Source organism: Nocardia pseudovaccinii NBRC 100343, from assembly GCF_001613225.1.
Classification (GTDB): Bacteria; Actinomycetota; Actinomycetes; order Mycobacteriales; family Mycobacteriaceae; genus Nocardia; species Nocardia pseudovaccinii.
On sequence record NZ_BDBY01000211.1, the window covers coordinates 13,249 to 26,712 of the forward strand.

Consider the following 13,464-nt stretch of genomic DNA (forward strand, 5'->3'; position numbering starts at 1 on the left):
CAGCGTAGCGCCTGCCGAGGTAGAACTTCACTGGAAAAGGGACGCCTAGGACAGCGGGGCGAATCAGGTTGGGTGCCAGGTGACGAGGAGTTCGTCGGCGAGGGTTTCGACGGCGAGTTTGGAGCCGTTCACCTCGAGGACGGCGGCACGGAGGCGGTCGTCGTGCAGGCGGGATTCGGAGACGGCGGCGATGTGGGAGCCGATCAGGTGTGAGTACGGGAGTTCGGAGCCGACGTCGAAGGCGGTGTATTTGCCGGATTCGGCGACGTATTCGATGTATTCGGGTTCGGTAAGGCCTGCGAAAGGGTCGCGCCACGGGGTCGATGCGACGAGGAGTTCCTCACCGTCGGTTCCAGCGTCCAGCAGCAGCACCGAACCGTCCTCGAAGGTCAATTCGATAGGGCCTTCGGTGCGGTCGACATCACTGCCCTGTACGTAGAACATGCGGCGAACCGCCCTGATGCGGCGCCCAACCACTGCCGCGAGACCCTCCGATGGCATCGGCTACCCCTCGTGTCGAACCCGGTCGCCGGACTCTACCGTCTGAGAGAATTGTGCCGAAAAAGGAACGGCCCCCGAGCCATACCCCGCAGGCGGTGAAGCCTGCATGGGTCCCGGTCGGACTAGACCGGTAGCTCGGGGGCCGGGTGGCTGCCTGGAATTCGCTCAGCGCTCGCGCGAACGGAAATCCGTTGCAGCGGTGGCGCTAGCGGACAGCCACCTCACGAGTCCTATGAACATACATTCTTCGAACCACCTCCTTCCTTGTGTACAAACGAATCTAGTCAGCGGTCAGTGCGTCGGCAACGGAATTTCGCTGGGCGCTGAACCGGTGCGCTCATCAACTCCTCCAGTGGTCGTGACCTGGCCTGATCCATCGATATGCAACACCGCTTCGGCGCGATGATCGGATGGCAGCTGATGTGTGACGACGACCACAGTTCGGTCGGGTTCGACCAGGCCGCTGCCGATATCGAGTAGCTCGCGCAGCAGTCGGGCGCCCGCCTCGGCCTCCAGATGTTCGGTCGGCTCGTCGAGCAGCAGCACCCGCGCGGGCGAAATGAGCGCGCGGGCGAGCAGAATCCGCCGCCGCTGCCCGCCCGAAACCGCGGCCGCACCTCCGACCAGATCCGTGTGCACACCATCCGACAGGGATGCCAGCCAATCCCCGAGACCGACCGCGCACAAAGCCTTCTCGGCCGCTTCGACAGTCAGATCCCCCCGCGCGACGCGCAGGTTCTCGAGCACGGAGGTACCGAAGATGTGCGCATCCTCGGCAAAGAACGTCACCCCGGGCACGGGCGTACCGAACAACCCCGCCCACGCCATGAGCAACGTGGTCTTGCCCGCGCCGCTCGGTCCGACGACGGCGATCCGCTTTCCCGCCGGACGCTCGGGTAGGTTGCCCGGCAATAGATTTCGTGTGTCGCGGATGCCCGCATCAATGCCCCTGCGGTCAGTTGTCGCTGGCTCGCCCTCTGTCGACGAGCGGATGCCCGCGTCAACACCGATGCGGTCAGTTGTCGCTGGCTCGCCCTCTGTCGACCGGATACCCGCGTCAACACCGATGCGGTCGGGTGTCGCTGGTGCGCCCGCTGTCGACGAGCCCTGCCCGCTGCCCTCGGCTCGTCCGGTGGCATCGCGCAGCCGATGATCTCGCGTCGAGTCGTTGGGGCGGTTCATGGCGGAGTCGGTGATCGCGCGGCCGGAGCGTTGCTGCGTCATCGGGTTTCGGGTGGTTTCGAGCAGCGGGAGGCGGTGCAGGGCCGCGCGAGCGGTGGTGAGGGCCTGCGCGGCGGCGGGCAGGGGGGCGACTGCTTCGAAGGCCGAGAGGGGGAGCAGGACAAGGATGGTGAGGGCCATGGGGGTCATGGCGGGCGGGTTGGTGCCGTAGATCGCGATGCCGATCAGCAGGGCGCCGAGGACGCTGGCGCCGATCGAGAGTGGCGTCGCCGCGGCGGCCCAGGCGCTGCGTGCGGCCGCGGAATCCTCGGCGGCGACCGCGCGTTGTCCGGCGTGGTCGGCGGCCGCCAGCGCGGCATCCAGCTTGCCCGCGACCCGGAGTTCGGCCGCGTGGTCGAGGACCGTGAGCGCCTGCGCGGTGAATTCGGCGCGGTCGGCGCGCACCGCACGTTCGGCCGCACGGGCGGCCCACCCCGAGAGCCACGGTGCGACGATCCCGGCAATGCCGAGCGATACCGCCAGAATGGCCGCGGCCCCAACCGAAATGGTGGCCATGAGTCCGATCGCGGCCAGCGACAGCACAATCGCGACCGCGATCGGCACGAACACACGGACCACAGCGGCTCCGAGGTCGTCGATATCGCTGCCGATTCGCACCAGCAGGTCTCCGCGCCGCAGCGACGCAGCACCATCCGCGCTCGTCGAATCCGTCTCGGCGACCGGACTGCCGTCCGAAGTGTCGCCTCGGCCGAACGCAGACACCTCGCCGACGTTCCGAGCCGATTCGACCGAGACACCCCGGCCACGCCGAGAACTGAGGCCAGCCGCGCCAGCCGACACATTCTCGCTCCGGAGCGGACGAAACGCCCTGTCGAACTTGTCGGCACGTAAGCCGCCGGAACCATCACGGCCGTCGGCTGGACCGTCCGAAGTACCACCTCGCATATCCCGCCGCATCCAGACATCCGATTGAGCCAAGGTCCGGTAAACGGTTGTCCGAGCGGTCGTCATCGCACGCAGCGCGACATCATGGGTCGCAAGGCGTTCCAGATATCGGCACAGGCCACGGGAGATACCGAGCGCCCGCACCGCGACGACAGCAACGCTCAGATCGAGCACCGGAGGCATCTCCCAGGCACGCGCGATCAACCACGCCGCCAGGGCCGCCAGCCCGAGACCGCTACCCAGCGCCGCCACACCCCACCCGATCGCCACGGCAACCCGCCACGGCGACAACTCGAGCAGCCCCCACATGCGCCGCAGATCCGCTGCTGGTCCGCGACGAGCCGTTGTGCTCGGCACCGAAGTGTCTCCCGCGCGGTTCATGAGACGACTGCCTGAGGTGCGGTCGAGTGGATGGGGATTATGTGATCGGCGGCGGCGAGGACAGTTGGGCGGTGGGCTATGACGATTACGGTTGCGCCGGTGCGAGCTCGCTGTTGTAGCGCAGTGAGGACGGTGGCTTCGGCGGCGTGGTCCAGATGGGCGGTTGGTTCGTCCAAAAGGAGGATCGGGCGATCGGCGGCGAGCACTCTGGTGAGGGCCAGGCGTTGGCGCTGGCCGAGCGAGAGGCCGATGCCGCCCGCGCCGACGATCGTGTTCCAGCCGTCGGGGAGTTCGTCGAGAACCACGTCGAATCCGGTTGCGATGCAGGCGGCTTCGAGTTCGTCGAGCACTCGGGCCGCACCCTTGGCCGTGGTGTCGGGTGTGTGCGCGCCGAGTAATTCGAGATTCTCCCGCAGCGTTCCCGGGACCAGGACCGGACGTTGCGGCAGCCAGGCCACGCGCGACCACCAAGCCTGCTGATCCAGCGCACGCAGGTCGGTGCCATCGACCTTCACCGCGCCGGACTCCGGCGTGATCAAACCCAGGATTGCTTGCAGCGCAGTCGATTTCCCGCTCCCGTTGGGTCCGGTGAACACAGTCACCAACCCCGGCCGCAACACCGCCGTCAGCCCGGCGGGCGCAAACCCGTCCCTGGCACGTACCGAGAGATCGCATATCTCGATGAGGCCCCGGCCATCTCTGCCGACTTCCTGCCTCGTCTCGGCGGGATCGCCATTCGATGCCGCTGAACCGAGTTCACTGTCCCTGCCGTCGTCCCCGCTCGCCACAGCACCCGCACCGCCGAGAATCCCGTGATGGGAGCCGACGACGGCCACAGGATCAACACCATTGGTGCTCGAAACCGGCCTAACAGCACCTGCGCACCCGGGCGCCGCCGCCCGGACAACGCCCGCTCCGCCAACCGCAGCACCAGCCCCACTAGTCCCGGAGACCGACCGGACAGCGTCCCCGTCGGCCGCCTGACCATCGGCACCCGATTCGGCCCGAACCTGCGCAGACGGCTCGAGAACGGCAAAGGCCTTGTCCGCGGCCGCCATTCCGTCCTGCGCCGCATGGAACCGCTCCCCCACCATCCGCAGCGGCAGATACACCTCCGGTGCGAGAATCAACGCCACCAGCCCGGCATACAGACTCATCTCGCCGTATACGAGCCGCAGTCCAATGGACACCGCGATCAACGCAACGCTGAGCGTGGCAAGCATCTCGAGCACCATCGACGACAGGAACGCGATCCGAAGCGCACGCATAGTGCGCTGCCGCAACGCATCCCCGAGCGCGCGTACCCGGTGTTCCATCGAACCCGTCCGCCCCGCGCTTCCCTCCCGCCCCAAGGCCCGCAACGTCGGCATTCCGGCAAAGAGATCGAGCAGTTGATCCGACAGCCGTGTGGTCGCGACGAGCGTTGCCTCCGCCCTGCCCTGCGTGAGCAGACCGATGAGCACCATGAACACCGGAATCAACGGCAGCGTTACCACGGCGATGAGACCGGAGACCGGATCATGAAACCCGATGACCACCAAGACAATCGGCGGCACCAGGCAAGCAAGGAGCAGCGCGGGCAGATACCCGGTGAGATACGCCCGCAGCCCGGTCAGCCCGGTACTCACGACAACCGCCAATTCGGTTCGCCGAGTTTCGAGTTCGCGCGGCGGCAGCTGAGCCCCGGCGGCAAGCACCGCGGTTTCCAGTTCCGCGACCACCGCGGCCCCCGCCCGATGCGCGATCCGCGACTGCACCCAGGTGGCGAGCACCCGACAGCCGATGGCGGCCACGAGCACAACCAACTCGAATGTCCACGCCCCGAAGCTGCGCCGACCGGGATCGGTGACGACCCCGGCCAGCACCGTCGCCAGTGCGACCGCCGTGACCACGATCGAACCCGTGATCATCACGGACAGTGCCACACTCAGCACCAGGTAGCGGCGGGCCGAGCGCGCGTACTTCCACAACCGGGGGTCGACGGGCGGGCGAGCCATGATCAGTCCTTGACGGCTTCGAACGGCAGGCCGATCGGCGCGGGAATCTGCTCGACCGTAATCCGTTTGCGGAACACCCAGTACGTCCAACCCTGATAGCCCAGCACCACGGGCGTGACGACCACGGCCGCCCAGCTCATCACCTTCAGCGTGTACGGCGTCGAGGAGGCGTTGTCGATGGTCAGGTTGAACATGTCGCTGATGGTGGACGGCAGCACATTCGGATACAGCGACCCGAACAGCAGCACCGTGGCCGCCGCGGTGGTGACCGCCGTGCCGACGAACGCCCACCCGTCGCGGTCGGCGAAACTCGCCGCGCCCGCGAGCAGCAGCCCGACTACCGCCAGCGCCAACGGAATCCAGGTCCATCCGGTTCCGTAGGCCAACTGCGTCCACACGCCGAACACACCGACCACGATCGCGGTCGGCGCCAGCAACAATCGCACCGTCTTCGCCGCATCGGCGCGCACCTCGCCGCCGGTCTTCAGCACCAAGAAGACCGCACCGTGCAGCGCGAACAGCAATCCGGTCGCGAGTCCGCCGAGCAAGGCGTACGGCCCGAGCAGATCCCACGCCGAGCCCGCGATGTGCTTCTTCTCGTTCAGCGGCACCCCCCGCACGACGTTGGCGAATATCCAGCCCCATGCCAATGCCGGTACCCAGGAACCGATTCCGATCGCGGCATCGCACCAGGCCCGCCACCGCGCATCGTCGATCTTGCTGCGATATTCGATGGCGCAGACCCGCGCGATCAGCGCGATCAGCACGAGCAGCAATGCGATGTAGAAACCGGAGAACAGGCTCGCGTACCACTCCGGAAAGGCGGCGAACATCGCACCGGCCGCAGTGATCAACCACACCTCGTTGCCGTCCCATACCGGCCCGATCGTATTCAGCACCACCCGCCTTCGGGTATCGCTGCCCTTGCCGAGGATCGGCATCAGCATGCCGACCCCGAAGTCGAAGCCCTCCAGCACGAAGTAGCCGGTGAACAAGACGCCGATCAGCAGAAACCAGAACTGTTGCAGATTCATCGTCGGCTCCTAATAGGCGAACGAAAGCTGTTCGACGGCAGGTTCTTCGGCCTGATGACGACTGCCCGTATCGTCTGGTCCGCCGGTCGGAATCTTCGCGGGCTCGGGTCCGGCGACCGTGTAGCGCCGCATCAGGTAGAACCACACCACCGCGAGCGCGCCGTACAGCAGGGTGAACACCACGAGCGAGGTGATCACCGTGCCCGCGACGTGGTCGGAGACGCCCTGCTGCACCATCAGCCGCAGGCTCTGGTCACCGGTCGGATTCGGCGCGACAACCCATGGCTGCCTACCCATTTCGGTGAAGACCCAGCCCGCGCTATTGGCCAGGAACGGAGTCGGGATGGCGATCAGGCACAGCCACGAGTACCAGCGCTTGTCGGTGATCCGGCCGCCGCGGGTCAGCCAGAGGCCGACCAACCAGAGCAGGATCGCACCGGCCGACAGGCCGATCATGGCCCGGAAGGACCAGTAGGTGACGAACAGATTGGGCCGGTAGTCGCCGGGCCCGAACTTCGCGTTGTACGCGTGCTGGAGATCGGAGACACCGTCCAAGGTGACGTCGCTGAACTTGCCCTTGGCCAAATACGGCAACACGTACGGCACCTCGAGTACGTGCGTCACACTGTCGCAGTTGTTGTGCGTGCCGATGGTCAGCACCGAGAAGTCCGGATCGGTTGCGGTATTGCACAGCGATTCCGCCGAAGCCATTTTCATCGGCTGCTGTTCGAACATCAGCTTGCCCTGCACATCACCGGTGAAGAACAGCGCGACACCGGCAATGACGATCACCCACAGGCCGCCGCGTCCGCCGGAGCGCCACATCGTTCGCGCCTCAGCGACTTTGGTCTCGTCACCGCTGCGCGCATTGCGCACCATCCACCAGCCGCAGATGCCGACCACAAAAGTTCCCGAGGTCAGGAATGCTCCGGCCACCACGTGCGGAAATGCCGCCAGGGTCGTGTTATTGGTGAGCACCGTCCAAATGCTGGTGAGTTCGGCGCGTCCCCGTTCCGGGTTGTATCTGGCGCCGACCGGATGCTGCATGAACGAATTTGCCGCGACGATGAAGTACGCGGAGGCATTCACCCCGATCGCGACGAACCAAATCGTCGCCAGGTGCACCATTTTCGGCAGCCTGGTCCAACCGAAGATCCACAGGCCGATGAAGGTCGATTCCAGGAAGAATGCGACGAGCGCCTCCAGCGCGAGCGGTGCGCCGAAGACGTCACCGACGAAGCGGGAGTATTCGCTCCAGTTCATGCCGAACTGGAATTCCTGCACGATGCCGGTCGCGACACCGAGCGCGAAATTGATCAGGAACAGCTTCCCGAAGAATTTGGTCAGCCGGTACCAATGCTCTTTGCCGGTAATCACCCAGGCGGTCTGCATACCCGCCACCAGCGGAGCCAGACCGATCGTCAACGGTACGAAAATGAAGTGATAGACGGTCGTGATGCCGAACTGCCAACGCGATAAGTCCAGGACGCTCAAAACCGACCTCCCGCCGATCTACGACATTACGTAGTAAGAGTACGCCCGGGAATGGGTCCATCAGGGAGGCGTACGCCACGACACACTGGCGCAACCGACCCTCAACGACCCGTTTTCCGAGCTCGCCGAGTACTCCTACACGCTGTAGTAGGACGAAGATCACGGCCCGGCGAACTCACCAATCGCCGATGGCCCCGGCCCGCTCCACTCCTCGGTCCACCAATTCGATGATTTCGGCCGCATTGTCCGGCGCCATCATGCGCAATCCATCCAGCGAATTCACCCTGGCGGCGAGGGTGATGCTCGACAGCAGCCAAATGCTGTCGCAGGTCAACAGGTCGGCGGTGAACAACGAGTCGTAGCTGCACTTCCACCCGGCCTTCTCGGCCTCGGCGAAAAGCGCGCGCTGAGTGACCCCGGGCAGTACGCCGTTCTTGGCGGGCGGGGTGATCAACTGCTTGTCGCGCACGATCACCACCGACGAGCGCGGCCCCTCCAGCACCCGGTTCTCGGTACTGGTGAAGATCACGTCATCGGCGCCCATCCGCTGCGCGAACCGCAGCGCCGCCATATTGGTGGCATAGGAGAGGGTCTTCGCACCCAGCAGTTGCCACGGCGCGGCCTGCGCCAGATCGACCGAGATCCCACGCGATAGCGACACCACCGCGACGCCATCGGTGCGCGCCTTCTGCACCCGCTCCGGCACCGGCAGCACCAGTACATAGGAAGTCGGCACCGGCACCGCGGCCGCGAGATCACCCGAGGTGACGCTGGACGGGGCCGACAGCTCGGTATCGCGCCCACGGGTGAGGACCAGCCGCATCAGGCCCTCGCGGTCGATACCCCATTCCTTCGTCGCCGTCTCGACCGCGTCTCGCCATTTCCCCAGCTCGGGCTCGGGTAGATCGAGCGCCTGCGCCGAACGACGCAGTCGGCCTAGATGAAATTCGATCGCGCACGCGTCACCGGCGCGAACCAAAACCGACTCGAAGACACCGTCACCGCGCAGTACGCCGATGTCGTCGGCAAACAACAACGGCGCGTCCGGATCCTGGACGGCGCCGTCGAGTGTTACAAGAACTCGATCCACCATGGGACGAGCGTAGGCGCTGTTCGTTGACCGCGCCTAGGACTGTGTAGGATTTGCGGCGCCTGCGGCGCCGCGTGTTCGCGGCCCCCTTCTGTCTCGTGGCCGAGCGGCCGAGACTCGCGCCTACGGCGCATGCGCTTCGGCCACTCGGCCACGAGACGGGCCGCGAACGTCGCTCGTAAGACTCGCTCCGTAGTGGTTCCTCAGCAGCACACGTTTCGTCTACTCAATGGGCCGCTGACAGCAACCGATCTGATTCGCGCTTAGAGTGGTTTACGTGTCCGTGGTCGTCGCACCCAGTCCCATCCTCGCTGTCCCGGGCGCCGTCGCGGGCGCGGCCGGTACGCCGGACGCCGCCGTCGCCTGGCATTACGGGGATCCCTTCCGAGAGCAGCGTGCCGCCGCGGAGCGGGTGGCGATCGTCGACCGGTCGCATCGCTTCGTCCTGAAAATCACCGGGGCCGAGCGGCTGACCTGGTTGCACACCATCAGCAGCCAGCACATCGCGAGCCTCGGTGACGGTCGCTCCGCCGAGAACCTCGACCTCGATCTCAACGGCCGGGTGCTGCACCACTTCGTGCTGACCGAACTCGACAGCACCGTGTGGATCGACACCGAAGGCGAGCACGGACCGGCGCTGCTGGAGTTCCTGGCGAAGATGGTCTTCTGGGCCGATGCCAAACCGGTCGGGGCCGCCGATCACGCGGTGCTGAGCCTGCTCGGCCCACGCATCACCGAGTTGACCGAAGCGCTCGGCATTTCCACCCTCCCGGACACCTACGAAGCAGTGCCGCTGCCCGACGGCGGTTTCCTGCGCCGCATGCCGTGGCCAACCGCGGATTCCTTCGACGTGGTCATCCCGCGTGACCAACTCGCCGACCGCTGGGCCCGCCTCACCGCCGCAGGCGCCGAACCCGCGGGTATGTGGGCCTTCGAGGCATTGCGCGTCGCGGCACTTCGCCCCCGGATCGGACTCGACACCGACGAACGAACCATCCCGCACGAGGCACGCTGGATCGGCGGCATCGCCGAACACGGTGCGGTGCACCTGGACAAGGGCTGCTATCGCGGCCAGGAAACGGTGGCCCGGGTGCACAACCTCGGCAAGCCGCCGCGCCACCTGGTGCTGCTGCATCTCGACGGCTCGGCCGACGAACGTCCGGCCACCGGCGAGGACGTCACCGCGGGCGGCCGTGCTGTCGGCCGACTCGGCACCGTCATCGACCACTACGAATTCGGTCCCATCGCACTGGCTTTGATCAAACGCACCATCCCGGCCGATACCGAACTGGTCGCGGGCCCGACCGCCGCCGCCATCGATCCGGATTCGGTCCCCGCCGACGACGCACCCCAGGCGGGTCGGATCGCCGTCGACCGGTTGCGTGGCCGTTGATGCAGCCCGATAGCGCTCGGGTGCTTGCCGTGTGCGTCGTCCACGCCGAACTGGAGGTGCCGACCCGCGTCGGCCGGACGGCCATCGACAAGCGACCTGTTCCCCATCGCGTCGCCGCGCGTGCCCACGGTCTCGAGGGCGATTATGTGTGCGACACCAAGAATCACGGCGGCGTACATCAGGCCGTCTACGCCTACGCCGAGGAAGACGCGCGGCGCTGGGGCGAGGAACTCGGCCGCGAACTGCCCGCGGGTTGGTTCGGCGAGAATCTGCGCATCGCCGGACTCCCGGTCAGCGATGCGGTGATCGGTGCGCACTGGACCATCGGTGACACCCTGCTCGAGGTGAGCGCGCCCCGCGTGCCGTGCTCGACCTTCCAGCACTGGTCCGGCGAGTCCCACTGGGTCAAGCGGTTCACGTTGCAGAGCGATACCGGCGCCTACCTGCGCGTACTCACCGGGGGCACGATCGGCGCGGGCGACGAGGTCCGCATCGTGCACACACCCGAGCACGGCATCACCGTCCGCGACCTGTTCACCGGCCACGATCCCGATCTTCTCGCGATTCTGCTCGCGACCGAACCGACCATCTCCGATGATGTGCGGATGCAGATCGAGCGTCACGGCCGCCGCCACGCCAATGCCGCACGTGCCCGCGAACAGCGGGTCGATGTGGCGAATGTGCGCGAGCAGCGGGCCGAACCGACAGGAGCCGAGCTATGACCGTCGAACTGGTCGAGGTCGTCCGCTCCGGCTTCCGCGAATGCGTGCACAGCGGTTCGGTGGTGATCCTCGGCGCCGACGGCGAACCGACCCTCGCGCTCGGCGAGGTGCACGTCCCGATCTTCCCGCGTTCCACCAACAAGCCCATGCAGGCGATCACCTTGCTGCGCAACGGCTTCGAACCGCTCGACGATGCCGAGCTCGCCATCGCGACCGCATCCCACTACGGCGAACCGGATCACGTCGCCCTGGTCGAGCGCCTGCTCGACCGTTTCGGCTTCGACGAGAAGTCCCTCGAATGTCCGCCCGACCTACCACAGGACGAGCGCGCACGGGCCGAGGCGCTACCCGAACCCCGCCGCGTATACATGAACTGCTCCGGTAAGCACGCGGCCATGCTCGCCACCTGCGCCGTCAACGGCTGGCCGATCGAGGGCTACCTGGACCAGGCGCATCCGCTGCAACAGGCGGTGATCGCCACCATCACCGACCTCACCGGCGAGCCCGAAACCGACCTCGGCATCGATGGCTGCGGACTACCGATCATTCCGGTCTCACTGGTGAATCTGGCCCGTGCGTTCGCGGCCATGGCCACCGCCGCGCCCGGTTCGTCGCAGCGGCGCGTCGCCGACGCGATTCGCGCCAATCCGCGAGTGATTTCCGGCACCAACGCACCCGATTTACTGACCATGCGGGCCACCCCGGGCCTGGTCTGCAAGATCGGCGCGGACGGTGTGCACGCGGGTGCGCTACCGGACGGAACGGCCTTCGCATACAAGATCGCCGATGGTCACGACCGTGCGCGAATCCCCCTGACGCTGGCCATTCTGCATCGCATGGGCGTCGAATGGACCGCCGCGCATGCCGACCTCGCGGCGCCGCCGGTGCTCGGCGGCGGTGCCAGGGTCGGGGTCGTCCGAGCGATTCCCGGGGTCGTCTGAGGGGGCGGCCCGACGGCGACAACCGGGCAAACGGCGCCACTTCCGGAGTTCTTCCCCCACTCCTGGAAGCGCGACCGCCTGACACACGCTAAAGTGTCTGTCAGGAAGAGTATTAATTCGAACGGGGCCGCCAACAAACCCCAGGCCGCCCCGCAGTGACGCGAGGGGGTCAGCCATGGGCCGTGGCCGGGCTAAGGCAAAGCAGACCAAAGTCGCACGCGAGCTGAAGTACAGCTCCGCGCCGACTGACTTCGCGAGCCTTCAGCGCGAGCTTTCGGGTAGCCCCACCTCCCAGCGGAGTGGTGGTGTGCTGTCCGATGAGCACGATGCGGACGAATCCTCATCCCGCTGGGACGAGGACAACGACTACAACGACTGGCGCCGCTGACTCGGTAGACGACGAAGGGGGAGGCCGACGGGCCTCCCCCTTCACCCGTTGACGCCGCGTGACCGGACTAACCATTCGAGGCTTGCACAACAACAGCGTCCCGCATCCGACGATGCGGGACGCTGTTGTGTCGTAACAACTCTCAGAAGCGCGGGTGCTCGCCGACCAGTACGGCGCGGACCGCGTCGGCATCCTTGGCCTTCTTGACGGTGCCGAGGGTCCAGCAGGCGATGTGCCGTGCCGTCAGCACCGCCAGTGCCCGGTCGACATCCTCGGGCGCCACCACGGCAACCATGCCGACGCCCATATTGAAGGTCTTCTCCATCTCGACCCGATCGACCCGGCCGCGCTGGGCGATCATCTTGAATACCGGCGCCGGATTCCAGGTGCCGCGATCCAGTTCGGCGACCATGCCAGCGGGAATCACCCGGCCCAGATTCGCGGCCAAGCCACCGCCGGTGACGTGTGCGAAGGTGCGCACATCGGTTTCGGCGATCAGCGCGAGGCAGTCCTTGGCGTAGATGACCGTCGGCTCCAGCAGCTCCTCACCGAGGGTGCGGCCGAACTCCTCGACGTGGCCGGTCAGCGACATCCGGTCGATATCGAGCAGCACCTTGCGGGCCAGGCTGTAGCCGTTGGAGTGCAGGCCCGAGGAGCCCATGGCGATCACCACATCGCCTGGGCGCACCCGATCCGGACCGAGCACCGAATCGGCCTCGACCACGCCGACACCGGTCGCGGACAGGTCGTAGTCGTCGGGATCCATCAGGCCGGGATGTTCGGCGGTCTCGCCGCCGAGCAGTGCGCAGCCCGCCCGCACGCAGCCCTCCGCGATACCGGAGACCAATTCGGCCACCTTCTCGGGGACGACTTTGCCGATGGCGATGTAGTCCTGCAGGAACAGCGGCTCGGCGCCGCAGACCACCAGATCGTCCACCACCATGGCGACCAGGTCGAGGCCGACCGTGTCGTGCTTGTCCATCGCCTGGGCGACCGCGATCTTGGTGCCGACCCCGTCGGTGGAGGCCGCGAGCAACGGCTCGCGGTAGCCACCCTTCAGTGCGAACAGCCCGGCGAATCCGCCGAGCCCGCCCTGCACCTCGGGTCGGCTGGCCTTCTTCGCCAATGGCCCGAACAACTCGACTGCGCGGTCACCTGCCTCGATGTCCACGCCGGCCGCGGCGTAGGAAGCACCGGCACCACTGGGGGTCTGTTCAGTCATTTTCGGGGAAAGCTCCAAACCGAATCGGCGGATAGATGCCAGCTCACGCTACCGGAGTCACATAACAAGCATGCACCGGACGTAGTGCTGGATGGGCTCCCCCGCCTCCCCGGGACTTCGGCCGGTCGTGAGTGCCAGGAGGCTTTGCGACCGGGCCGCCGGTTGGGACAGGGG

General features: G+C 66.6%; 11 protein-coding genes. 4 read left to right on the forward strand and 7 right to left on the reverse strand.

The annotated features are described in order from the left end of the window. Positions 1-63: 63 nt before the first annotated feature. The 6 genes from NP3_RS27250 to NP3_RS27275 form a co-directional block, all read right to left on the reverse strand. Positions 64-501 carry a hypothetical protein gene (locus NP3_RS27250; protein ID WP_063044460.1) on the reverse strand — a complete coding sequence of 146 codons (438 nt, stop codon included), beginning with the start codon at positions 499-501 and terminating at the stop codon, positions 64-66. A gap of 291 nt (positions 502-792) precedes the next feature. Beyond that, positions 793-2,937 carry an ATP-binding cassette domain-containing protein gene (locus NP3_RS50675; protein ID WP_245721126.1) on the reverse strand — a complete coding sequence of 715 codons (2,145 nt, stop codon included), beginning with the start codon at positions 2,935-2,937 and terminating at the stop codon, positions 793-795. 68 nt (positions 2,938-3,005) lie between these two features. Continuing rightward, positions 3,006-5,006: an ABC transporter ATP-binding protein/permease gene (locus NP3_RS27260; RefSeq protein ID WP_063044462.1), complete on the reverse strand. Its 2,001-nt coding sequence runs from the start codon at positions 5,004-5,006 to the stop codon at positions 3,006-3,008. Between the two features lie 2 nt (positions 5,007-5,008). Beyond that, the gene (cydB, locus tag NP3_RS27265; RefSeq protein ID WP_063044463.1) at positions 5,009-6,040 is read right to left on the reverse strand and encodes a cytochrome d ubiquinol oxidase subunit II; all 1,032 of its coding nucleotides are present in this window, start codon (positions 6,038-6,040) and stop codon (positions 5,009-5,011) included. 9 nt (positions 6,041-6,049) lie between these two features. Further along, positions 6,050-7,534: a cytochrome ubiquinol oxidase subunit I gene (locus NP3_RS27270; RefSeq protein ID WP_063044464.1), complete on the reverse strand. Its 1,485-nt coding sequence runs from the start codon at positions 7,532-7,534 to the stop codon at positions 6,050-6,052. 175 nt (positions 7,535-7,709) lie between these two features. After that, positions 7,710-8,627 carry an aminodeoxychorismate lyase gene (locus NP3_RS27275; protein WP_063044465.1) on the reverse strand — a complete coding sequence of 306 codons (918 nt, stop codon included), beginning with the start codon at positions 8,625-8,627 and terminating at the stop codon, positions 7,710-7,712. Positions 8,628-8,901: 274 nt separating this feature from the next. Here NP3_RS27275 and ygfZ point away from each other — a divergent pair, with 274 nt between their 5' ends. From ygfZ to NP3_RS27295, 4 genes are all read left to right on the forward strand, one after another. After that, a complete protein-coding gene (gene ygfZ, locus NP3_RS27280) occupies positions 8,902-10,017 on the forward strand; it encodes a CAF17-like 4Fe-4S cluster assembly/insertion protein YgfZ (protein WP_063044466.1) in 1,116 nt (371 codons plus the stop codon). Further along, on the forward strand, positions 10,017-10,739 hold the full coding sequence (locus tag NP3_RS27285) for an MOSC domain-containing protein (protein WP_063044467.1): 723 nt from the start codon (positions 10,017-10,019) through the stop codon (positions 10,737-10,739). The genes ygfZ and NP3_RS27285 overlap by 1 nt, the downstream gene beginning before the upstream one ends. Continuing rightward, positions 10,736-11,680, forward strand: a complete 945-nt coding sequence (locus NP3_RS27290; protein WP_063044468.1) for an asparaginase — start codon at positions 10,736-10,738, stop codon at positions 11,678-11,680. Before NP3_RS27285 ends, NP3_RS27290 begins: the two co-directional genes overlap by 4 nt. A gap of 175 nt (positions 11,681-11,855) precedes the next feature. Continuing rightward, positions 11,856-12,068, forward strand: a complete 213-nt coding sequence (locus NP3_RS27295) for a DUF3073 domain-containing protein (protein WP_063044469.1) — start codon at positions 11,856-11,858, stop codon at positions 12,066-12,068. 142 nt (positions 12,069-12,210) lie between these two features. On the opposite strand, the gene purM is transcribed toward NP3_RS27295, so the two are convergent. Further along, positions 12,211-13,290 (reverse strand): phosphoribosylformylglycinamidine cyclo-ligase, encoded by a 1,080-nt coding sequence (purM, locus tag NP3_RS27300; RefSeq protein WP_063044470.1) that lies wholly within the window; start codon positions 13,288-13,290, stop codon positions 12,211-12,213. Between the last annotated feature and the right edge of the window lie 174 nt (positions 13,291-13,464).

What these genes read in the sequence shown, in the direction of transcription:
- NP3_RS27250 (WP_063044460.1), bottom strand. Translation starts at nt 501, where the DNA reads ATGCCATCGGAGGGTCTCGCGGCAGTGGTTGGGCGCCGCATCAGGGCG.
- NP3_RS50675 (WP_245721126.1), bottom strand. Translation starts at nt 2,937, where the DNA reads ATGTGGGGGCTGCTCGAGTTGTCGCCGTGGCGGGTTGCCGTGGCGATC.
- NP3_RS27260 (WP_063044462.1), bottom strand. Translation starts at nt 5,006, where the DNA reads ATGGCTCGCCCGCCCGTCGACCCCCGGTTGTGGAAGTACGCGCGCTCG.
- cydB (WP_063044463.1), bottom strand. Translation starts at nt 6,040, where the DNA reads ATGAATCTGCAACAGTTCTGGTTTCTGCTGATCGGCGTCTTGTTCACC.
- NP3_RS27275 (WP_063044465.1), bottom strand. Translation starts at nt 8,627, where the DNA reads ATGGTGGATCGAGTTCTTGTAACACTCGACGGCGCCGTCCAGGATCCG.
- NP3_RS27285 (WP_063044467.1), top strand. Translation starts at nt 10,017, where the DNA reads ATGCAGCCCGATAGCGCTCGGGTGCTTGCCGTGTGCGTCGTCCACGCC.
- NP3_RS27290 (WP_063044468.1), top strand. Translation starts at nt 10,736, where the DNA reads ATGACCGTCGAACTGGTCGAGGTCGTCCGCTCCGGCTTCCGCGAATGC.
- NP3_RS27295 (WP_063044469.1), top strand. Translation starts at nt 11,856, where the DNA reads ATGGGCCGTGGCCGGGCTAAGGCAAAGCAGACCAAAGTCGCACGCGAG.
- purM (WP_063044470.1), bottom strand. Translation starts at nt 13,290, where the DNA reads ATGACTGAACAGACCCCCAGTGGTGCCGGTGCTTCCTACGCCGCGGCC.